Genomic DNA, 20,953 nt, shown 5'->3' on the forward strand with positions numbered 1-20,953 from the left:
ATGATCCAGGTCACCGAAGCAATCGGTTGAGCTCCATGTCAAGCCCGGTGAAACGGCATACGCCTGCCAACCTGGGCAAGCCACCCAGGTTCCGGAACCAGAACGGCCGATCGGGCCCCGGAACCGGTCCCGGAATCGCTTACGGAACCGCGTCCGCGTACACCACGATGTTGCTGCGATAGCTGCCCCGTTCCCGGTCGAAGGAGCCGCCACAGGTGATCAGGCGCAGAGCCGGGCCGGGCGTGTGGCCGTACACCTCGTCGGCCGGGAACGCCTTCTTCGGATAGCTGGCGACCCGGGTGACCCGGAAGCGGGCCACGGTGCGGTCGGCCCGGCGTACCGAGACGGTGTCGCCCGCGTGCAGCTCGCGCAACCGGAAGAAGACCGCCGGGCCGTCCCGCGCGGTGTCGACATGCCCGACGACGACCGCCGGGCCGGGCTCGCCCGGGGTCGGCGAGCCCCGGTACCACCCGGCCGGCGCGTCGGAGCGCAACGGCGGCACGTCCAGGGTCCCGTCGGCACGCAGGCCGATCGCGGAGAGCGAGGTGTGCACGCCGATCGCCGGGACGTCCAGCCGGACCGGGACGGAACGGTGTCGCCCGCCGGCGCCCGCGGGCCGTCCGGCAGTGACACCGCGTGCCGGCGCCGGAACGTTCTGCCAGGCCGGCGCGGACGGTGGCGGCATGGCGTCCTCGGTCCGCACGCCGATCGCGGTGACGGTGGCCCCGAGCGCGGCCAGCACGGCGGACAACGCCGCGGCGCGACGGTTGCGTATCCGCAGCCGCCGCTCCCGTCCGGACCCGGCAATGCCCGGTCGGCTCATCGTCGGCATCGATCAGTCGCGGGCCGTGCGGCCGACCGCGTACCGCGCGGTGAACAGCGCTGCCAGCAGCAGGAACACGCCGGTGACCAGCAGCGCCAGACGCCGCCCGGGCAATCCGGCGCCACCTCCGGCGTCCACCCCGCCGCTGGGCGTCCGCGACGGCCCGGCCGTCGCCCGGACCGGCGTGGAGGTGACCGCCGGGGCGCCGGCCGGATCCTCGGTGGCCGGCCGCGCGCCGGTCGAGCGGGGGGACAGGGTGCCCGGCGACCCCGGCCCGGTCACCGGCGGCAGGGTCGAGGCGACGGCCGGTCCCGGCTGCGCGGCGCCGGTGGTGTCCGCGTCGCTGCCGCACGACGACAGCACCAGACCCAGCAGGACCAGCAGCAACGCCGCCGCGCCCAGGGCGACCAGCCAGTTCCGGCGTGCCGCTGAGGATACGGCCATGGTGGTGACCTCCCGGGGGACGCCGGCCGGGTGGTGATGCGGGTGCGCGGAGGAACGTCGCATCACGGATGGAGCGCTACGCTAGCGGCCGGCCCGCCCGGCCCGCACCCTTCTATCCGTGATCGGTCACTTCGGACGCCCACCGGCCGCCCCGGCCGGGCGCCGTCGGGTGGACCGCCCGGCCGCCGGGTCCGGACGTCAGCGCGTCAGCGTGACGGCGGCGACGGCGGCCAGCAGCACCGCGATCAGGCACGCCAGCAGGAGCGGACGGGTCAGCGGGCCGCCGGCGTGGCGGGCGGCCGGCCGCCGGTCCGTGCCGGGCGGCGCGGCCGGCGGGGGCGTGGCGCCGAACGCCGACAGGGCCTCGGCCGCCGACACGTCGGTGGCCGGCGGTGCGGTCAGCGCGGCCGACGCTCCGCCGAAGCCGGTGGGCAACGAGGTGGTCGCGGCGTCGACCGGCGGCATGGCGTACTCGATCTGTTCGGCGGCCGGGGCGGGAAGCGCCCCGCCGGGCTGCGTCGCGGCGGGCGCGGCCCCGGCGGCGGTGCTCGACCGGCTCGCGAAGATCTCCGCGGCCGCCGGGTCGGCCGGTTCGACGGTGTGCGGGCCGGGCACCGGCGGCCCGCTCGGCGCGGCCGTCGGGTAGTAGCCGCCCAGCCCCGCGGTCGGCGGCAGCACCGCCGGGCCGGGCTGGATGTGGTCGGTCCACTGCCGGCCGTCCCACCAGCGGGTCGCGGGCAGGCCGCTCGGGTCGGCGTACCATCCGGCAGGCTGCGCGGGACTGGTCATCGGTGCAGATCCTCGTTTCGGTTCCGGCCAGGACGGGGGTGCTCATCGGGCCGGGGCCCGCGGTCCTGAGAACTCCTGACGCTTTGTGGCCCGCACCGCGGATCGGCGGCGGCCGGGCCGCCGCGCCGGCACACGGGCGGCGAAACGGCAGGACCCCCGGCGGGTGGCCGGGGGTCCTGTGCGCGGGCCGGGTGCTCAGGACTTGGTGATCACCACGTTGTCGACCGCGGCCTCGATCAGCGACGCCGTGCCGGTGTCGGCCGCCTCGACCTGCAGCCGCACGGTCTGGCCGGCGTACCCGGAGAGGTTGGCGCTGGCCGTGGTCCACGCCGCGGCCTTGTTGCTGGCCGCCGCGCTGAGGCTGAGCACCGTCGTGCTGCTCGTCGCGCCGACCACCCGGACCCGCAGGTAGTCCGCGCTGGTGGCGTTGTTGAGGTACGCGAGGTACCAGGACAGGCTCAGCGTGAGCGTGCCGCTGGGCAGGGTGATCTGCGGCGAGGTCAGGGTGGTGACGCCGCCGTCCAGGTCGTTGGCGCCCGCGCTGGCGCCCGCGGCCGCCCCGGTGATCAGGCTGTACGTGCCGCCGGCCGCGGTGCCCAGCTGCGTGGTGACGCCGGAGCTGCTGGTCGCCTCCGGGTCGCCGCGCTCCAGCCGGCCGGAGGTGGCGGTGTCCGCGGCGCCGGCGGTCCAGCCCTTCGCGGTCTCGAAGTCGTCCGACCAGACCGTCGTGCCGGTGGGCGGGGTGGTGCCGTCGTTCGCCAGGGTCCAGACGGCGTACGCGATGGCGTCGGAGTTGCGGTCCAGCGCGGTGTCGTTGATGTTGGCCGTGGTGTCGCAGGACGCGTGGTAGCACGGGTCGAACGCGGTCGCGGTGCCGCCCCAGAGCGCGACCTGCGCGGACGTCTTGCGGCCCTCGGCGCCGGTGAAGATGCCGCCGGCCGGGATGCCGGCGCTGATGAACGGCCCGTAGTCGCTGCGCCCGTCGAAGTCGGTGCCGCGGGTCGGCACGCCGATCGAGGTGAAGTACGCGGCGAGGGTCTGCTCGATCTGCGCGGAGCCGGCCGGGCCGGGGCCGGAGCCGGTGTTGTCCGAGTTGTCGCCGTCGTAGAGGAAGTAGCCCGGGTTGGGTGATGCGACCATGTCGAAGTTCAGGTAGCCGGTGATCGCCGACTTCTGCGCGCTGGTCAGCGAGTTGACGTACGCCGTGGACCCGCGCAGCCCGAGCTCTTCCGCGCCCCACCAGCCGAACCGCAGGTGCCGCCGCGGCTGGAAGCCGGACCGGGCCACCTGCAGCGCCACCTCCAGGTTCGCCGCCGAGCCGGAGCCGTTGTCGTTGATGCCCGGACCGGCCGTGACGCTGTCCAGGTGCGCGCCGATCATCAGGGTGTCGCCGGTGTCGCCGCCGGGCCAGTCGGCGATCAGGTTGTAGCCGGTGGCGCCGTTGTAGGTGAAGCTCTGCTGGGTGGTGGTGAAGCCGGCCGCGTCCAGCAGGCCCTTCACGTAGGTCACCGAGGCGAGGTAGCCGGGGCGGCCGTGCGCCCGGTTGCCGCCGTTGGCGGTGGCGATGCTCTGCAACTGGGCCAGGTGGGCCTTGACGTTCGCCACCGGGATGTCCGGGGTGGCGGCCGCGGCCTGAGCGGGGGCGGCGGCGAGGCCGGTGATCAGCACGGCGGCGCCGATGAGGGGGAGTGGTCGCACGGGGTGTTCCTTCCTGTCAATGCATCGACGAGCATCTCAGGGCGCGACCGGTCCGCCATCATATCAATCAGTACCTATCTCCAAATCTCGCATCCCTTGATCCGCTCGGAAAATAGCCGTAACGGGGGTGCCACATCTCCATGTCTGAATGGCTAGTCTGCGAAGATCGCCCCGGCCGCGCTGTGCGCGAAACGCGTCCACTCCGGCCGGTGCGGCGTATCGACAACGGAAGGCAAGGGATGCGGAAATTCCTGGCGGCCACCGTCGCCGCCTCGGCCGGTCTCCTGATCGGTGCCGGCACGATCCCGGCTGCCGCGGCGGCCCACGGGGGCCACGCGAGCGGCTACACCCCACCACCCATCGACTGGGGCACCTGCACGCGGCCGAGCCTGCAGGCTCGTAACGCCGAGTGCGGCTTCCTGGTCGTCCCGCTGGACTACGCCAAGCCGAACGGCACCAAGATCAAGATTGCGGTGTCCCGGATCAAGCACAAGTCCAGCGACGCCCAGTACCAGGGCGTCATGCTCACCAACCCGGGCGGCCCCGGCGGCTCCGGCCTCGGCCTGCCGGTGATCGGCGAGTCGGTGCCCAACGGCGCCGGCGACCTGTACGACTGGATCGGCTTCGACCCGCGCGGCGTCGGCTCCAGCGTGCCGGCCCTCTCCTGCGACACCGAGTACTTCGGCTACAACCGGCCGTACTTCGTGCCGGTCAACCGGAAGCTGGAGAAGACCTGGCGCGCCAAGGCCGCCGGGTACGCGAAGAAGTGCGACAAGGCCGGCGGCGCGCTGCTGGACCACGTCAAGACCACCGACTCGGTCGCCGACATGGAGAGCCTGCGCAAGGCCCTGGGCGCGAAGCAGATCAACTACTACGGCTTCTCGTACGGCACGTACCTCGGCCAGGTCTATGCCACGCTGCACCCGGAGCGGATCCGCCGGGCGGTCTTCGACGGCGTGGTCGACCCGACCCGGGTCTGGTACGACGCCAACCTGGACCAGGACGTCCAGTTCGACAAGAACATGGATGTCTACTTCGGCTGGATCGCCAAGTACGACTCGGTCTACCACCTGGGCAAGACCGGCAAGGCGGTCGAGGCCAAGTACTACGCGACGCTGCAGGCGCTGCGCAAGACCCCGGCCGCCGGCAAGATCGGCCCGGACGAGTGGAACGACATCTTCGTCTCGGCCGGCTACTACGTCTACGGCTGGCAGGACGTCGCCGACGCGTTCGCCGCCTGGGTGAACGACAGGGACCCGTCGCTGCTGCTGGCCAACTACGCCGAGCCCGGTGGGGTGGCCGCCGACAACAACTACGCGATGTACCTGGCCACCCAGTGCACCGACGTCAAGTGGCCGCAGAACTGGTCCAAGTGGCAGCGGGACAACTGGAAGATCTACGCCAAGCACCCGTTCATGACCTGGAACAACGCCTGGTACAACGCGCCCTGCCTGAACTGGGGCGCCAAGCCCGGCAAGCCGGTGCAGATCTCCGGGAAGAAGGCCCCCGGGATCCTGCTGATCGCCGAGACCAACGACGCGGCGACGCCGTTCACCGGCGCGCTGGAGGTGCGTAAGCGCTTCGGGAAGTCGGTGCTGATCGAGGGCGTCGGCGGTACCACGCACTCCGGCTCGCTGAGCGGGATCGCGTGCACCGACGACACCATCGCCACGTACCTCGCGACCGGCGTCCTGCCCAAGCGGGTGCCCGGCAACCGGTCCGACAAGCGGTGCGCGCCGGTGCCGCAGCCGGACCCGACGGCCGCCGCGGCGCTGCGTGCCGACGTGGCCGGCAAGCAGCCGGCCCGCCCGGTGCCGAGCGTCGGCCGCCCCGCGCTGGTCAAGTGAGACGGGACGGCCCGGACCTCCGCGCGGAGGTCCGGGCCGTCCCCGGCCGCGGCCGCTATTGCGGTACGGCCCTCTTCGCCAGCTGGATCTGCTCGTAGACCCGGGTCCGCAACTCGACGAACCGCGGATCCGCCCGGGTGTGCAACTGGTCGCGTTCCGCGGGCAGGTCCACCACCAGCTCGTCCTGCACCACGGTCGGCGACGACGACAGCATCACCACCCGCCGGCCCAGGTAGACCGCCTCGTCGATGTCGTGCGTCACGAACAGCACGGTCACCTTCAGTCGCTGCCACAGCGCCCGGACCAGGTCCTCCAGGTCGGCCCGGGTCTGCGCGTCGACGGCCGCGAACGGCTCGTCCATCAGCAGCGTCTCCGGCTCGTACGCCACCGCCCGGGCGATCGCCACCCGCTGCTGCATCCCGCCGGACAGCTGCCACGGGTACGCCGCCGCGGTCCCGGCCAGCCCGACCGCCTCCAGGGCGGAGTCGACCAGCTCCCGGCGGCGCGCGCGTGCGACCCGCTTCTGCCGCAGCGGCAGCTCCACGTTGTCGCGCACGCTCATCCACGGGAACAGGCTGCGGCCGTACTCCTGGAAGACCACCGCCATGCCCGGCGGCGGCCCGGTCACCACCTTGCGGTCCACCCGCACCTCACCCGAGGTCGGCGTCAGCAGGCCGGAGACGCATCGCAGCAGCGTGGTCTTGCCGCAGCCGGACGGCCCGACCAGGCACACCAGGTCGCCGCCCTCGACGGTGAAGGTGAGGTCGCGCAGCGCCTCCACCTCGCGGTTGCCGGCCCGGTAGACCTTGCGCAGACCCTTCACTTCGAGCATCGCGGCCCTCCTAGCCGGCCCGGCGCCGCGCCGCGCGCAGCCCCTCGTACCATCGCAGCGCCCGCCGCTCGGCGAGCCGGAACAGCAGCGAGAGCGCGAAGCCGAGCAGGCCGAGCAGGATGATCCCGCTCCACATCTCCGGGATCGCGAAGCTGCGCTGGAACTGCACGATGGCGAAGCCCAGACCGTTGCTGGACGCGAACATCTCGCTGATCACCATCAGGATGATCGCGATGGACAGCGCCTGGCGCAGCCCGGCCGCGATCCGCGGGGACGCCGACGGCAGCAGCACCCGGGTCAGCCGGGCCGGGCCGGTCACGCCGTACGCCCGGGCGGTGTCGAGCACCACGCTGTCGGTCGCACGCACCCCCTCGACCGTGTTGAGCAGGATCGGCCACACGCAGCCGAACACGATCACGATCACCTTCATGCCGTCGCCGATCCCGGCGAACAGCATGATCACCGGTACCAGGACCGGCGGCGGGATGGCCCGGAAGAACTCCAGGACCGGCTCCAGCACCGCGCGCAGCCGCGGGTGCAACCCGACCGCCACGCCCAGGCCGACGCCGATCAGCGCGGCCGACAGGTACCCGGCGACCAGCCGGAGCAGGCTGGGCGCCACGTCGGCGCGCAGCCGCTGCGGCCGCCAGGTGTCGGCGAACGCCTGGAGGATGGCGCGCAGCGGCGGCGCGTAGTAGCTCTCGCTGCCGGCGCTGAGCCAGTACCAGCCGGTGAACAGGACGATCGGCAGCGCGGTCGCCAGCACCACCCGTTTCAGCATGTTCATCAGACGGCCACCTCACCGCGGACCGACTGGTGCCAGGCGAGCAGGCGGCGCTCACCGGTCCGGGTCAGCAGGTTGATCACCACGCCGAGCGCGCCGGTCACCACGATCAGCGCGTACATGGTCGGCACCGCGTCCGAGTTCTGCGCGGTCGCGATCTCCCTGCCCAGTCCGGGCGCGCCGATCACCAGCTCGGCGGTGACCGCCAGGACCAGCGCCACCGAGGCGGCCAGCCGGATGCCGGTGAACACGTACGGCAGCGCGGTCGGCCAGAGCACGTGCCGGACCCGGCCCCAGGCGGAGAACCGGAAGCTGCGCGCGGTCTCCTCGGCGACCGGGTCGACGTCCGCCACGCCGTACAGCACCTGGACCAGCACCTGCCAGAACGCGGCGTAGCAGACCAGCAGCAGGGTGGAGCCCAGCTCGGTGCCGTAGAGCAGCACGGCCACCGGGATCAGCGCCACCGACGGGATCGGGCGCAGGAACTCCACCGTGGACGCGGTCAGCGCGCGCAGCACCGGCGCCGAGCCGATCACCAGGCCGGCCAGCACGCCGGCGACCACCGCGATGAGCAGGCCGGTCGCCCAGGCGTACAGGGTGTCGGCGACGGCCTGCCAGAACGCCGGGGTGGCCGCCTCGGCGGCGAGCGCGGTCGCGATCCGGCTGGCCGGCGGCAGGTACCGTGCGTCGACCAGGCCGAGCCGGGGCAGCGCCTCCACGATCAGGAGCAACCCGGCCGGCCCGGCGAGGGCGAGCGGGACCGGGTGGCCGCGGCGGGCCGTCGTCACGGCAGCAGCTTGTCCAGGTCCGGGGCGGTGGTGAAGATGCCGTCCGTGGTGCCCAGCTCGGCGATCTTCTGCACCGACGCCCGGTTGATCTGGGTCGGCCACTTCGGCAGCACCAGCTTCGCGCGCAGGCCGTCATCGATCTTGGTGTACGAGGTGAGGATCTGCCGTACCTCGTCCGGGTGGGCGTCGGCGTAGGCCAGGGATTCGTCGATCGCCTCGGTGAAGCGCTTCACCAGGCCGGGCTTGTCGGCGAGCAGCTTCTGCGAGGTGAAGTACGCCGCGATGGTGAGGTTCGGCGCCGCGTCGACGAACGTCGAGGCCACCTCCCGGCCGCCGGCCGCCTTGATCGTGGTGAGCTGCGGCTCGACCGCCCACGCCGCGTCGACCTGGCCGCCGGCCAGCGCGGCCGGCATGGCCGGGAACGGCATCTCGACGAACTCGATCCGGCTCGGGTCGCCGCCGGCCCTGCGCACCGACTCGCGGGTCACGGTGTCGCCGATGTTCTTCAGCGTGTTCACCGAGATCTTCTTGCCGGCCAGGTCCTTGGCGGTCCGGATCGGACTGTCCGCCCGGACCACCAGCGCGCCGAAGTCCCGGCCCCGCACACCGGTGGAGGCGACACCCGCCGCGACCGCCTTGACCGGCACGTTCTTGGTCTGCGCGATCATCAGCGAGGTCAGGTTGCTGAACCCGAACTGGAACTGGTTGCTGACCACGCCGGGCACGATGGCCGCGCCGCCCTGGCCGGCCTCCATCGTGACCGCGATGTTGCGCGCCGTGAAGAAGCCCTTCGCCTGGCCCAGGTAGATCGGGGCGACGTCGACGATCGGGATGACCCCGACCGTCACGTTGTCCACGCCGTCCGACGAGCCGCCGGAGCTGCCCGAGTCCTCGTCGGAGCTGCAGGCCCCGACCGTGCCGGCCACCAGGGCCAGGGTCAGGCCCGCGAGGGAGCGCCGCCGCATGTGTGTCCTCCGGTCAATCTGTGCGCACATCGAACAAAAGTTCTCAGAGAGAACGCTAGGATGTGGCTCGTGTCACGTCAACGATCTGTGTCGATCATCCGATGACGCGGGAACCGTACTACGTCCAGTCGCTGGAACGTGGACTTGCGGTGATCCGTGCATTTGACGCGGAACACCGGGAACTGACCCTCAGCGACGTCGCCCGGCAGTGCGGCCTCACCCGGGCCGCCGCGCGCCGGTTCCTGCTCACCCTCGCCGACCTGGGCTACGTCCGGACCGACGGGCGGCTGTTCTCGCTCACCCCACGGGTGCTGGAGCTCGGGTACGCGTTCCTCGACGGCCTGACCCTGCCCGAGGTCGCCGAACCGCACATGGATCGACTCGTCGGCGCGGTGCGCGAGTCGTCGTCGCTGTCCGTTCTGGACGGTGACGACATCGTCTACGTCAGCCGGGTGCCGACCAGCCGGATCATGCGGGTGGCGATCAACGTGGGCGCCCGCTTGCCGGCGTACGCCACCTCGATGGGCCGGGTCCTGCTCGCCGGCCTGCCCGGGCCCGAGCTGGACGCCTACCTCGCCCGGGTCCGGCTGGCGCCGCTCACCGGGCGCACCATCCGCTCCACCGGCGAGCTGCGCGCCGAGCTGGACCGGGTCCGCGCGGCCGGGCACGCGCTGGTCGACCAGGAGCTGGAGGAGGGGCTGCGGGCCATCGCCGCGCCGATCCGGGACCGCTCCGGCGCGCCGGCCGGAGCGCTCAACATCTCCGTGCACGCGGCCCGGGTGGACGTCGAGGCGATCCGGGAACGCCTGCTCCCGCCGCTGCTGAGCGCCACCGCGGCGATCGAGGCCGACCTGCGGATCGCCGCGCCGCGCCGGTCCGGCTAGCGCGCCGCGACCCGGTGCCGCGATGATGCGGTCCGTGCGGAAGAGCATGATCGCGTACCCCGTCGCCGTTTCGCTGCTCACCGGCGTGGCGTTCGCCGTCCTGGTCCACCCGGTGAGCGGCGGGCCGGTGCCCGGCGACCGGGTGCCCGGCGGGCTGACCCTGCCGTGGATGTGGCAGGCGACCGTCCAGCAGGACCCGCCCGGGCCGGCCTCCGTGCTGGTCGGTGGGGACAGCGTGGGCTTCGAGGGCACCGACCTCTTCGACTCGGAGGGCAAGGTCGCCGCGGTCGGCCGGGGCGGCGACTACCGGATGCTGCGCTACTCCGGCTGGAACGGTGTCACCCCCGGCGAGGACGTGCTGCTCTCCCCGGACGGCCGGTACGCCGCCCAGGAGTGGCTGGAGGGCTCGACCAGCGACGGCGACGGGCTGGACATCGTCGACCTGGCCACCGGGCGCAGCGTCACCTACGACGGCGGCCTGACGAGGATCAGCGACCAGTGGGGCAATGCGACCGTGCCGTGCTGCGCGCCGGCGGCCTGGGCACCGGACGGCAGATCGCTGCTGGTCGAGACGTTCGGCACGGACTACGAGGACCCGCAGACCTCGATCATCCAGGCCCGGCGCCGGCTCGGGCTGCTGGACCTGGCGACCAACCGGATCACTCCGATCGGCGCCGAGCGGCCGGGCGGGGCGGTGCGCAAGGCGTCGCGCGGGGCGTTCGCCCCGGACGGGCGGCACCTGGCGGTCACCGCGGGCGACCGGCTGGAGCTGATCGACCGTACCGGGAAGGTCGGCTGGACCACCGACCTCGGTGACCGGCGCCATCTCGCCGGAGCCGGCGCGTTCAGCCCGGACGGCTCCCGGATCGCCGTCGCCGAGCTGGACGGCTGCCTCGACGCGTGCGACCGGGCCGCCCTGGCGACCCGGCGCTGGCGCATCTCCTATCTGGACGCCGCCACCGGCCGCCCGGCCGACGGTCCGGACCTGCCGGTGGTGACCGCGATGAGCGTGCGCGCGCTGGGCTGGACCGCGGGCGGCGAGCTGGTGGTGACCCGGCACGAGCCGGAGCGGGACGCGCGGAAGCGGCCGGACCAGGAGTGGAGCGACACCGGCTGGGAGCAGACCGGGCACATCACGCTGGTCGCCCTCGGCGCGGGCGGCGCCGTCCGTACGCTGCTCGACCCGCCCGCCGACGTGCTCACCCTGGACGTGGCCGCGGACCTGATCCGCGCCGGGCGGTTCGGCGGGCCGACGCCGGTGGCCGGGGCGTTCCCGGCCCGGCCGATCATCGGGTTCGCGCTCGTGCCGGTGGCCCTCCTGGCCGCCGCGGCGCTGCTGGTCGTCCGGCTCGTCACCCGGCTCGTCGTGCGGCGCCGGCGCCGGGAGCCGCCGCGACCGATGCTGATCACCGGCTGACGTTGTGACGCGTCGATTGCAAGCGTTGTGACGCGTCGATAGTTGCAGCTAATCGAAGCTGGCCGAGGACGGGAGTCTGAGGGGAGACGCCCGCCATTTGCTTCTGTCCGCGCTCGACCGCCGCCGCACCGTGGCTCGGGCCGGCTTCGACCACTGGCTGATCCCGCCGGCTGCGCGCGCCGTGCACCCCCGCATCGGCCAGATCTACGCACCAGCATGTCCCGGCCTGGCAGGCCGCTGGCCGCCACCGCGCACGTGTCGGCGGCCAACGCGATCAGGGCCAAGGCGTTCCGGTATGCCTGTTTCGGCGACGGGGCGCCGTTTCCGTGTCCCGGGTCTGCCCGGTGTGCCTGTTTCCGGCGAGGGGCGCCGCTGTCCGCGGTCCCCGTGTGCCTGTTCCGGGAAGGACCGCTGCTTCCGTTGTTCCGGATCTGTTCGGTGTGCCCGGCTCGTCGGGGCATGCCGCCGGCTCCGCCCCCGGTCACCGCAAACCGCCCGGTCTGAGCGGAATCTCCCGGCCGGACACCACTTGGAGACGTCCGCCGAGCCACGGAGACTTCGCTATCGCCTTCGTGGAGGATTCCGTGGTCGGAATCCTTTGTCAATCTCCTTTCGTTGCCCCGCACAAACCCGGTGATTGCGGCGCTCAGGAATACCACTCCCGCCCGAACCGGCGCGGTGGATCCTGGCCGGTTTCCGCTCAGTCGTTTCATGACAATTTCATTCGTTGCCTCAGTCTTTCCGTTCGGCCCCTATCGGGGATCCGCCGACTCCGGCTCGGCCGCCTCTCCTCTGGCCCACTTCCGCTTGGCAGCCTCGGGCGTGGCCGGCTTCTGCTCGGCCGCCTATGGAGTGGTGGGCTCGTGCCGGTCTTCGGTGGGTGTGGCTGGGTCGCTGGTCTTCGGTGGGTGTGGCTGGGTCGTGCCGGTCTTCGGTGGGTGTGGCTGGATCGCGCTGGTCTTCGGTGGGTGTGGCCGGGTCGTGCCGGTCTTCGGTGGGTGTTGCTGGGTCGCGCTGGTCTTCGGTGGGTGTGGCCGGGTCGTGCCGGTCTTCGGTGGGTGTGGCTGGGTCGTGCCGGTCTTCGGTGGGTGTGGCTGGCTCGTGCCGGTCTTCGGTGGGTGTGGCTGGGTCGCGCTGGTCTTCGGTGGGTGTGGCGGGCTTGCGCTGGCCTTCGGCGGGCGTGCTGGCTCGGGCCGCACCGCGTATGGCTTGGCCGGCTCGTGCCGGCCTTCGTCCTGCCTGGCCTGGTTGCGGCTGGAGCTCGCCCCGCCTGGCTTCTCTCACCTCGGCCGCCGCCCGTCTCGGCCACCTGTGCTCGGCCGGACCCTGCCTGGCTGATCGTCGCAATTGCAGCCTGAGCCATGTCGGCTCGGCTGGCGTCCGTGGTGGCCGTCCCGCGGCCCGCGGAGGCGACCGGCCGCTCGGGCCTCCGCGGCTGGGGCTGGACGGCCGGAAGGCGATCAGGTGGCCGCACCGGGTCATCGTGCCGGGAGCGGGCCGGGTCCGGCGTGGGGAGGGGCGGATCGGTTCGGCGTAGCCGTGCGGCGTGTCGCCGCCGCAGACCCCAGGAGCGACGGCGCTCCTGTGCGCGGCGGAATTCGTCAGCTGCCGCCGAATGTTTACGCGGCCTGGTCCGGTCACGCATGCCGTTCAGTTCGGCTCTGCCGAATAGCGATAGCTGCCGCATGCTTCAATTGTCCCGCCCTTCGGCGTCACCCGGTAAGCATTGGATCATGCCAATCTGGCGCGCTTTTCCGCGTTGCGGGAAATGGTGATTCCCGGCCGCGCGCGACTTGTCTTTCCTGGCCTGAAAGGCAGAGCGGCGACAGTGGCGACCGGTGCTGACCGCGCTGATCGTGGTGGCTCGACCGGATGGGGGATCGGCGGGGGGCCATGCCGGGGCCGTCGTTCCGGCCTGGGCCGACCGCCGCCGGTGACCGCGTGCCCGTGAAGCTTTCCGAGGGTGTGGCGGGACGTCCCCGGCGGACCCGGACCGGGCGCGGGCGAACTGGTGGATCGGGCGCGGGCGGACTGGCGGATCGGGTTCCGGCGAACTGGTGGACCGGGTGCGGGCGAACTGGTGGATCGGATGCGGGCGAACTGGCGGATCGGGTTCCGGCGAACTGGTGGACCGGGCGCGGGCGAACTGGCGGATCGGGTTCCGGCGAACTGGTGGACCGGGCGCGGGCGAACTGGTGGATCGGATGCGGGCGGACTGGTGGATCGGATGCGGGCGGACTGGCGGATCGGGTTCCGGCGAACTGACACGGTCCGCAACGAGCAGCCGCCGGTGGCGAGCCGTCAGGCGGACGGGACCGGTGCCGGGCCCAGAACCGGCATGTCGCCCACCCGCGTGCCGGGTTGCCACGGCCAGCGATGGTGCCGATCAGGCCACACGATCTGCAGCGCCGCCACGGTGGCGCCCGTGGCGGCGTAGAACTGCGCGGCCACCGGCAGATGGCGATCAGGTTCGGTCACCGCGACCAACTGGACCGGGTGACCCTCGACCACGTCGTCGGCGCGCTGCCCGGCGACGTAGGTTCGCCGCCCCGCGATGACGTCATCCGCCACGGCTCGGAGAGTGGGCCGGGAGATGTCCGGCGGTAGCCCGTACAGGATCAGCTCTGGATGATCGTGGTCGGTCAGACCGATCGTGTACCAGCATGTCTCCAGGGCGGTCGGCTGCGGCACGAATTCCAGGTGCACGCCGGAACGCGCGATGGTCTCGCCGATCCGGCGAAGTGCGGTGTCCTCGCGTCCGGCCGTCATCCGGCTCACCTTCCGCCCGTTCCTGTCGATCGCGGTCTCGCCTGCCCGCGTCCGCATACCCGCGAGCCCGCCGGCCACACCCCGATGTTCCGGCGGGGCCGTTGCGCACGGCGGACGCGATGAGCGCCGGTGTTCCCGGGCACCCGGTCCGGCATGGTCACCTTCGACGCCCGTGGCCGTCCGGCCTGGACGGTGGCTTGCGCGCTGGCGTACCGGGGGAGCCTGCGCCTTGGCAACCATCTGCGCGACGAGCGGAGCGATCGTCTCCGGGGACCGGTCCACCGATGAGATGCCGGGTTCGGATGCCATCACCAGGCCTCGCAGACCGCAGTTCTGCGCCTGCATGAGCATGAGTCCGGCGACATCCGCGACGAGGCGCACTGCGGGCGCATCTCGCGGACCGCGCTCGACTCGAGGAACCGGACCAGACCGCGCCAGCCGTCCGGGTCCGCCGCGGCCTTTCGGGCGTTTCTCGGTCGCGCGCCAGGTGATCTGAGCATGTCCGGGCGGCCGGTCCGCTCGCGTTCAGTGCCGCAGCGCGGCCGCGACGGCCTCGTCCACGGTCGGGTGCAGCAGCAGGAGCCGGTCGAGGTTGGTGGCCTGGATGGCCGCGGCGACCAGGTACTGGACGCCGGCCAGGCGCAGTTGTCCGCCCAGCGCGCCGGTCGTCTTGTGCAGCTGGACGAACAGGCTCAGCCCGCCCGAGTCGCAGAACGTCACGTCGGTCAGGTCGATGACGATCCGCCGGCAGCCGCGCCGGATCGCCCGCTCCGCGGCGTCGCTGAGGACCCGGCGGCTGTCGTGATCGATCTCGCCGGCTGCGGCGAGCACCGCGATGTGCTCGTTCGCGGCCGTCGTGGTGACAGTGAGCGGCTCGTCCATGTCAGAGTCCGGGTTTCGCCGGATCGGGGTGCCCGATGTGCGGGACGGTGCTGGACGCCGCCGGCGTGGACCAGTGCACGAGCATCAGGGTGGCGTCGTCCGCGGGGGGTCCGGACTGGTGAGCGACCACGGCGTGCGCCAGGCGGCGCAGGGTCTCCGGGGCCGGCAGTCCGGCGGCCTCGTGCTGCCGGACCAGGTCGACGAGGCGGTCCAGGCCGAACCGGTCACCGTCCGGGGCGCGTGCCTCGGTCACCCCGTCGGTGTAGAACAGCAGCCGGTCGTCCGGTTCCAGCATCTCCTCGGCGACCTGGACGGCCGCGTCGTCGAGGCCCAGCGGCATACGGCGTCCCGCCGACAGCTGCCGGACCAGCCGGCCGTCCCGCAACAGCAACGGCTCGGGATGTCCGGCGTTGATGTACCGCAGCCGCCCGGTGTCCAGGTCGAGCTCGGCGAGCACCGCGGTGGCGAAGCGGCTGTCCGGGAACTGTTCGAGCAGCGCCGCGTCCGCGGCGCGGGCCTGGTCGTACAGCCGTCCCCCGGCGCGGCGGGCGGCCCGGACCGCGGCCAGCGTGACCGATGCGGCCAGCCCGGCGCGCAGTCCGCGGCCCACCGCGTCCAGGATGAGCAGGTTCGCCGTGGTGTCGTCGAGGGCGTAGTCGAAGGCGTCGCCGCCGACCTCGTAGCACGGTTCCAGGACGGCGCTGGTGACCACCCGGTCGCTGCTGGAGGTCAGGGGCGGCAGCAGCCGCCACAGCAACTCCGATGCCGGCGACATCGGGCGCGATCGGCGCGTCACGTCCACCCGGTCGCCGCGCTCGTTGATGGTGGCGATCAGGTGGCCGATCAACCCGGCGACCAGCTCGCAGTGCCGTACGAACGGCCGGTCGTCGCTGTCCACGGCTGCGTGCGTGACGAACTCCACGACGCCGAGGCGGTCGGTGCAGTCCACCATCGGCAGCCACCACCGGTGGTCGGCGCCCTCGCCGCCACCGGGCATCGACACCACCCGGGAGAAGGCGCGCCCGGGCAGCGAGCCGTCGATCGACACCGGCTCGGGGGTGCGCTGGCCGGGCTCGGGCAGCGCGCGTAACGCCACCTGTTCGTAGTCGACCAGCCAGATCCGCACACGGATGCCCAGCGGGGCGATCGCTTCGTTGACCGACGCGGTGATGTCGTCCGGCGTCCACAGGCGCGAACGGTCCAGAACCGTACGCAGCGTCTCGAACCACCGCAGCTGCTCCAGTCCGCCCATATCGGTGAGCCTAGGCACCCTGACCGGCCCGTAACGCGGCGTGACGGAATTACTCCCCCACAAACGCCGCGCGGCCGGCGCCGGAGGTGACGAGCCGACGGGGGCGGCCGACCGGGGACGCCGCGCGGCCGGCGGTGGGCGCTTGGAGCCGGTGGTGGGGCGGTGGGCTGGGGATGCGGCGCGGCCGGCGGGGGCTTGGAGCCGGTGGTGGGGTGGTGGGCTGGGGATGCGGCGCGGCCGGCGGGGGCTTGGAGCCGGTGGTGGGGTGGTGGGCTGGGGATGCGGCGCGGCCGGTGGGCGCTTGGAGCCGGTGGTGGGGTGGTGGGCTGGGGATGCGGCGCGGCCGGCGGAGGGCTTCGAGCCTCTGGTGGTGGGCGGCGCGCTCGGAATGCGGCGCGGCCGCCGTGGAACGTTACGAGCGGACGGTAGGAGCGGCGGCGCCGAGCGCGGCGGACACGTCCCGCGCCGCGGCGATCACCTCGGCCGCCCGCTCCTCCAGGCCGGCCATGTCCATGTCCAGTGCCAGGGTGGAGACGGAGATGCCGCCGAGCACCTGCCCGGTGTGGTCGAAGACGGCGGCGCCCACGCACCGGATTCCCGGCTCGTTCTCCTCGTCGTCGACCGCGTAGCCGAGGGCGCGGACCCGGGCCACGTCGGCCAGCAGGTCCGCCTCGCTGGTCAGCGTGCGCGGCGTGCGCCGGGGCAGCCCGGTGCGCCGGCAGATCCCCCGCACCTCGTCGTCGCCGAGCTCGGCCAGGATCGCCTTGCCGATGGCCGTGGTGTGCAGGGCGATGCTCATGCCGATGCGGGACGGCATCTGGTACGGCCGGCGCCCCTCCTGCTTGTCGACGTAGACCGCCTCGTCCACGCTGCGGATCGCGAAGTGGGTGGTGAAGCCGGTGGCCTCACGCAGGGCGAGCAGCGCGCCGGACGCCTGCCGGGCCGGGTCGAAGCGGTGCATCACCCGGCCCGCCAGGGTGAGGATGCGCGGGCCGGGCTCGTAGCTGCCCAGGCCGTCCGGACGGGCGAAGCCCCACGTGACCAGCGCCTGCAGGATCCGGTGCACGGTCGACTTCGAGACGCCGGTCGCCGCCGCGATGTCGGTGACGCGGTGGTGCTCGGCGAGCGCTTCGAGCACCGCCAGCGTCTTGTCGATGGAACTGCCTTCCCTGGCCACCGATTCAGCCTACTGGGAGCCGGTCGGCGGGCCGGGCTCGGCGGCTACCGGGCGAGCCATCCGCCGTCCACCGCGAGCACGTGGCCGTTGACGTAGTCGGAGGCGGCGGAGGCGAGGAAGACCACCGCGCCGGCCACGTCGTCCGGCCGGCCCCAGCGGCCGGCCGGGATGCGCGACCTGATCTCCGCCTCACGCACCGGGTCGGCACGCAGGGCGGCGGTGTTGCCGGTCGAGATGTAGCCCGGGGCGACCGCGTTGACCTGCACCCCGTCGGCAGCCCACTCGCAGGCCAGGGCCTTGGTCAGCCCGGCGAGGCCGTGCTTGGCGGCGGTGTATCCGGGGACCTGCACGCCGCCCTGGAAGGACAGCATCGAGGCCACCGAGATGATTTTGCCGCGGCGGCGGGCCAGCATGCGTACGCCGATCGCGCGGCTGAGCTGGAACACCGCGTCCAGGTTGACGTCCAGCACCGAGCGCCAGTCGGCGAAGGAGTGCCCGGCGGCGGGCGCGCGGCGGATGATGCCGGCGTTGTTGACCAGGATGTCCACCTCGGGCAGGTCGGCCACCGCGGCCGGGATGCCGGCCGTGTCGGACAGATCGAACCGCCACCGCGAGGCGGTGCCGCCGGCCTTGCGGACCTCCTCCTCGACGTCGTCCAGATCATCGGTACGGCCGTGCAGCACCAGATCGGCGCCGGCCTGCGCCAGGGCCACCGCGATGGCCCGGCCGATCCCGTTGCGCGAGCCGGTGACCAGGGCGGTCCGGCCGTGCAGCGAGAACATCGACGCGGCGGCGCCGGTCACCGCAGGTCGCCGATCGCGACCGGCTCCACGTCGTCGTACGCCTGGTTCTCCCCGCCCATGGCCCAGACGAACGCGTAGCTGCGGGTGCCGAATCCGCAGTGCACCGACCAGTACGGCGAGATCACCGCCTGCTCCGGCGCCACGATCAGGTTGCGGGTGGCGTCCGGCGGGCCCATCAGGTGCACCACCCGGTCGGACTCGGGCAGGTCGAAGTAGAAGTAGACCTCGGTGCGCCGCTCGTGGGTGTGGCACGGCATGGTGTTCCACATGCTGCCCGGTTCCAGCACCGTGACGCCGAGCACCAGCTGGCAGCTCTGGATGCCCTTGAGATGGATGTACTTGTAGATGGTGCGTTCGTTGGAGTTCTCCCGGGAGCCCAGGCGCACCGGCTCGGCGTCGTCAAGGGTCGCCTTGACCGTCGGGTGGCTGGTGTGCGCGGGCGTGGAGACCAGGTAGAACCGGCCGTCGAAACGGACCTGGCGGGCGCCGCGGCCGATGTAGAGCACCTCCCGGGCGGCCAGCTCGTGCCGGACGCCGTCCACGGTCACCGTGCCCGGGCCGCCGATGTTGACCACGCCCAGCTCGCGGCGCTCCAGGAAGTACGCCGAGCGCAGCGCGTCGGGGCAGGGCAGCTCGGCGGCGCCGGACACGCCGCCGACCACGATGCGGTCCTCGTGGGAGTAGGTCAGGCGTACCTCACCGGGACGGAACAGGTCCTCCACCAGGAAACGGGCCCGCAGCCGCGCGGTGTCCATGGTCGCCAGCTGGTCCGGGGCCGTGGGGGGTCGTGAGTCCATCAGCACTCCTCGCATCCCGTTACATGAAACAAACTATCGCTACATGGAACAGCATATCGGCCTCGTCCGGCGGCGCGCGGACCGCCGGGTCAGGCCGTGGTCACCGGCCTCGCCTCGTCCGCCGGGTCACTGTCGAGTGAATCGATGATGGTGTCGCGCTCCATCGTGCGTTCCGGCTTGAGCAGGCCGATCGCTGTGTACAGCACCAGCGAGGTGACCAGCGGGACGCCGACCACCATGGTCTGGCTGGTCTCGTCCAGGATCCACTTGACCACGACCCAGACGCCCAGGCCGGCGGCCCAGGAGGCGATCGCCGCGGTCGGCCCGCAGCGCCGGAACCAGGGCAGCAGCCCGAGCATCAGCGGGATCGAGATCGGCCCCATGGTCGCCGCGACCAGGTCCACCACGATCTTGAGCACCACGCCCTGGCCCTCGGTGCTGATCGCGATGACCATGCTGATCGCCACGAACGCGAACGTGGTGATCCGGGCGAACGTGAGCGCCCCCCGCTCGCTGAGGTGGCGTACCGCGCGCACCAGCACCGGGGCGATGTCGCGGGTGACCACCGACGAGATCACGTTGGCGTCCGACGACACCATCGCCATCGTGTGCGAGAAGAACCCGGCCAGCACCAGCCCGATCACGCCGGGCGGCAGCAGGGACTTCGCCAGCTCGACGTACGCCTGCTCGGGGTTGGTGAGGCCCGGGACGATCAGCGGCGCGGCGAACATCGGCATGAACAGGATCAGCGGCCAGACCAGCCACAGCGCGCTGGACAGCAGCGCCGACCGCTTCGCCGCGGAGCCGGACGGGGCGGCCATGTACCGCTGCGCCAGGTTCCACATGCCGCCGTTGTACTCGAAGGTCTTGATGAACAGCAGCGCCAGGAAGAACGTCAGGGTGTACGGCCCGTGGAACGGGTCGCCGTGCCCGGCGGGCAGGTCGTCCCACATGTTCCACAGCGCGGAGACGCCACCGAGGTGCCCCAGGAAGGCGAGGAACATGGCCACCCCGGCCACGCCCTGGATGACGAACTGACCGAAGTCGGTCAGCACGTCGGCCCAGAGGCCACCGGCGGTGATGTAGACCAGGGTGACGGCGCCGGTGATCACGATGCCCCACAGGATCGGCACGCCGGCGAAGCCGCGCAGCAGCACGGCGATGGCCACCCATTTGGCCGCGATGTCCACGACCTTGAGCAGCGCCCCGCTGTAGGCCAGCACCTGCTGTGTGGGCACGTTGTAGCGGCGAGCCAGGTACTCCAGCGGGGAGGCCACCCCGTGCCTGGAGCGCAGCCGGTTCCACCGGGCGGCGAAGAGGAAGGCGCCGATCCCGACGCCGAGGCCGATGGTCAGGGCCCACCAGACGTACATCGCCAGCCCGTAGGTGTAGGCGACGGCCGCGAACGCGACGAACATGATGGCGCTGTAACCGGACATATGGTGCGAGATCCCGGACAGCCACCAGGGGATCATGCCGCGGGCGGTGAAGTAGTCGGCGACGCTGTGGATCCGGCCCTTGGCCCACAGGCCGATACCGAGCATCACCAGGAAATATCCGCTGAGTACCAGCCAGTCGAGCGTGGTCACGTGCCCTCCTCCGGTGCGTGACACGGGTCACAGGGGACGTTGCGTTTCCTGGATGTTCTGCTACATGGAACACCTTGTCAATACATGGAACAAATCAGATCGGTCTATGGACAGACTCTTGACCTTGTTCCGTGTCGCGGGACAATGTTCCCTTCTATGGGAAACAGGAGGGTCCATGCCCAACATCACCGTTGAACTGCTGTCCGGCCGCACGCTCGACCAGCGGCGCGAGTTCGCCGAGGCGGTGACCGCCGCCGCGGTCGACATCCTCAAGGCCCGGAGGGCTGCGGTGCGCATCCGCTTCGACGAGATCGAGCGCGAGGACGTCGCCAACGGCGGCACCCTGGAGTCCGACCGGACCTGAGCACCGCCGGTGGCGGGGCCTCCGGCGGTGCGGCGGCCGGGTCGACGCC

General features: G+C 72.3%; 19 protein-coding genes. 4 read left to right on the top strand and 15 right to left on the bottom strand.

The window, feature by feature from the left end:
• Positions 1-139: 139 nt before the first annotated feature.
• From ACTEI_RS10810 to ACTEI_RS10825, 4 genes are all read right to left on the bottom strand, one after another.
• Complete coding sequence (locus ACTEI_RS10810) at positions 140-823, bottom strand: class F sortase (RefSeq protein WP_122977529.1); 684 nt, start codon at positions 821-823, stop codon at positions 140-142.
• A 12-nt stretch (positions 824-835) separates the two neighbouring features.
• On the bottom strand, positions 836-1,267 hold the full coding sequence (locus tag ACTEI_RS10815) for a hypothetical protein (RefSeq protein ID WP_145830851.1): 432 nt from the start codon (positions 1,265-1,267) through the stop codon (positions 836-838).
• Between the two features lie 198 nt (positions 1,268-1,465).
• Positions 1,466-2,056, bottom strand: a complete 591-nt coding sequence (locus ACTEI_RS37735; RefSeq protein WP_211344347.1) for a DUF2510 domain-containing protein — start codon at positions 2,054-2,056, stop codon at positions 1,466-1,468.
• Between the two features lie 195 nt (positions 2,057-2,251).
• Entirely contained in the window at positions 2,252-3,754 is a 1,503-nt protein-coding gene (locus tag ACTEI_RS10825) for a M28 family peptidase (RefSeq protein ID WP_122977531.1), read from the bottom strand.
• Positions 3,755-3,993: 239 nt separating this feature from the next.
• Between ACTEI_RS10825 and ACTEI_RS10830 the strand changes: the two genes are divergently transcribed.
• Entirely contained in the window at positions 3,994-5,601 is a 1,608-nt protein-coding gene (locus ACTEI_RS10830) for an alpha/beta hydrolase (protein WP_122977532.1), read from the top strand.
• 55 nt (positions 5,602-5,656) lie between these two features.
• On the opposite strand, the gene ACTEI_RS10835 is transcribed toward ACTEI_RS10830, so the two are convergent.
• From ACTEI_RS10835 to ACTEI_RS10850, 4 genes are read right to left on the bottom strand one after another with little or no spacing between them, the layout of a single operon-like run.
• Entirely contained in the window at positions 5,657-6,433 is a 777-nt protein-coding gene (locus ACTEI_RS10835) for an ABC transporter ATP-binding protein (protein ID WP_122977533.1), read from the bottom strand.
• 10 nt (positions 6,434-6,443) lie between these two features.
• A complete protein-coding gene (locus ACTEI_RS10840; protein ID WP_122977534.1) occupies positions 6,444-7,220 on the bottom strand; it encodes an ABC transporter permease in 777 nt (258 codons plus the stop codon).
• Positions 7,220-8,005 (bottom strand): ABC transporter permease, encoded by a 786-nt coding sequence (locus tag ACTEI_RS10845; RefSeq protein ID WP_122977535.1) that lies wholly within the window; start codon positions 8,003-8,005, stop codon positions 7,220-7,222. Before ACTEI_RS10845 ends, ACTEI_RS10840 begins: the two co-directional genes overlap by 1 nt.
• A complete protein-coding gene (locus ACTEI_RS10850) occupies positions 8,002-8,970 on the bottom strand; it encodes an ABC transporter substrate-binding protein (protein ID WP_122977536.1) in 969 nt (322 codons plus the stop codon). Before ACTEI_RS10850 ends, ACTEI_RS10845 begins: the two co-directional genes overlap by 4 nt.
• 101 nt (positions 8,971-9,071) lie before the next feature.
• On the opposite strand from ACTEI_RS10850, the gene ACTEI_RS10855 reads away from it, so the two are divergent.
• Both ACTEI_RS10855 and ACTEI_RS10860 read left to right on the top strand, forming a co-directional pair.
• Positions 9,072-9,854 (top strand): IclR family transcriptional regulator domain-containing protein, encoded by a 783-nt coding sequence (locus ACTEI_RS10855; RefSeq protein WP_122977537.1) that lies wholly within the window; start codon positions 9,072-9,074, stop codon positions 9,852-9,854.
• Positions 9,855-9,888: 34 nt separating this feature from the next.
• A complete protein-coding gene (locus tag ACTEI_RS10860) occupies positions 9,889-11,271 on the top strand; it encodes a WD40 repeat domain-containing protein (RefSeq protein ID WP_145830852.1) in 1,383 nt (460 codons plus the stop codon).
• Between the two features lie 2,301 nt (positions 11,272-13,572).
• Here the strand turns inward: ACTEI_RS10860 and ACTEI_RS38205 are convergent.
• The 7 genes from ACTEI_RS38205 to ACTEI_RS10905 all read right to left on the bottom strand — a co-directional run bounded on the left by ACTEI_RS38205 (position 13,573) and on the right by ACTEI_RS10905 (position 20,540).
• On the bottom strand, positions 13,573-14,421 hold the full coding sequence (locus ACTEI_RS38205; RefSeq protein WP_239082303.1) for a DUF4262 domain-containing protein: 849 nt from the start codon (positions 14,419-14,421) through the stop codon (positions 13,573-13,575).
• Between the two features lie 144 nt (positions 14,422-14,565).
• Positions 14,566-14,922, bottom strand: a complete 357-nt coding sequence (locus ACTEI_RS10880; protein ID WP_122977541.1) for an anti-sigma factor antagonist — start codon at positions 14,920-14,922, stop codon at positions 14,566-14,568.
• A 1-nt stretch (position 14,923) separates the two neighbouring features.
• Entirely contained in the window at positions 14,924-16,174 is a 1,251-nt protein-coding gene (locus ACTEI_RS10885; protein ID WP_122977542.1) for a PP2C family protein-serine/threonine phosphatase, read from the bottom strand.
• Positions 16,175-16,586: 412 nt separating this feature from the next.
• Positions 16,587-17,351, bottom strand: a complete 765-nt coding sequence (locus ACTEI_RS10890; RefSeq protein WP_122977543.1) for an IclR family transcriptional regulator — start codon at positions 17,349-17,351, stop codon at positions 16,587-16,589.
• Positions 17,352-17,395: 44 nt separating this feature from the next.
• Complete coding sequence (locus ACTEI_RS10895; protein WP_275412255.1) at positions 17,396-18,154, bottom strand: SDR family oxidoreductase; 759 nt, start codon at positions 18,152-18,154, stop codon at positions 17,396-17,398.
• Positions 18,151-18,951, bottom strand: a complete 801-nt coding sequence (gene kduI, locus ACTEI_RS10900; protein WP_122982061.1) for a 5-dehydro-4-deoxy-D-glucuronate isomerase — start codon at positions 18,949-18,951, stop codon at positions 18,151-18,153. Before kduI ends, ACTEI_RS10895 begins: the two co-directional genes overlap by 4 nt.
• A gap of 89 nt (positions 18,952-19,040) precedes the next feature.
• The gene (locus ACTEI_RS10905; RefSeq protein WP_122977544.1) at positions 19,041-20,540 is read right to left on the bottom strand and encodes a sodium:solute symporter family protein; all 1,500 of its coding nucleotides are present in this window, start codon (positions 20,538-20,540) and stop codon (positions 19,041-19,043) included.
• 175 nt (positions 20,541-20,715) lie between these two features.
• Here ACTEI_RS10905 and ACTEI_RS10910 point away from each other — a divergent pair, with 175 nt between their 5' ends.
• Positions 20,716-20,904, top strand: coding sequence for a tautomerase family protein (locus tag ACTEI_RS10910; RefSeq protein WP_122977545.1), 189 nt, complete (start codon positions 20,716-20,718; stop codon positions 20,902-20,904).
• Positions 20,905-20,953 lie beyond the last annotated feature (49 nt).

It is taken from the genome of Actinoplanes teichomyceticus ATCC 31121, assembly GCF_003711105.1.
Taxonomy (GTDB): Bacteria; Actinomycetota; Actinomycetes; order Mycobacteriales; family Micromonosporaceae; genus Actinoplanes; species Actinoplanes teichomyceticus.

Bases quoted from the DNA above. Each gene is read 5' to 3' on its own strand.
- ACTEI_RS10810 (WP_122977529.1), bottom strand. From the start codon at position 823: ATGAGCCGACCGGGCATTGCCGGGTCCGGACGGGAGCGGCGGCTGCGG.
- ACTEI_RS10815 (WP_145830851.1), bottom strand. From the start codon at position 1,267: ATGGCCGTATCCTCAGCGGCACGCCGGAACTGGCTGGTCGCCCTGGGC.
- ACTEI_RS37735 (WP_211344347.1), bottom strand. From the start codon at position 2,056: ATGACCAGTCCCGCGCAGCCTGCCGGATGGTACGCCGACCCGAGCGGC.
- ACTEI_RS10830 (WP_122977532.1), top strand. From the start codon at position 3,994: ATGCGGAAATTCCTGGCGGCCACCGTCGCCGCCTCGGCCGGTCTCCTG.
- ACTEI_RS10835 (WP_122977533.1), bottom strand. From the start codon at position 6,433: ATGCTCGAAGTGAAGGGTCTGCGCAAGGTCTACCGGGCCGGCAACCGC.
- ACTEI_RS10840 (WP_122977534.1), bottom strand. From the start codon at position 7,220: ATGAACATGCTGAAACGGGTGGTGCTGGCGACCGCGCTGCCGATCGTC.
- ACTEI_RS10850 (WP_122977536.1), bottom strand. From the start codon at position 8,970: ATGCGGCGGCGCTCCCTCGCGGGCCTGACCCTGGCCCTGGTGGCCGGC.
- ACTEI_RS10855 (WP_122977537.1), top strand. From the start codon at position 9,072: ATGACGCGGGAACCGTACTACGTCCAGTCGCTGGAACGTGGACTTGCG.
- ACTEI_RS10880 (WP_122977541.1), bottom strand. From the start codon at position 14,922: ATGGACGAGCCGCTCACTGTCACCACGACGGCCGCGAACGAGCACATC.
- ACTEI_RS10885 (WP_122977542.1), bottom strand. From the start codon at position 16,174: ATGGGCGGACTGGAGCAGCTGCGGTGGTTCGAGACGCTGCGTACGGTT.
- kduI (WP_122982061.1), bottom strand. From the start codon at position 18,951: ATGGACTCACGACCCCCCACGGCCCCGGACCAGCTGGCGACCATGGAC.
- ACTEI_RS10910 (WP_122977545.1), top strand. From the start codon at position 20,716: ATGCCCAACATCACCGTTGAACTGCTGTCCGGCCGCACGCTCGACCAG.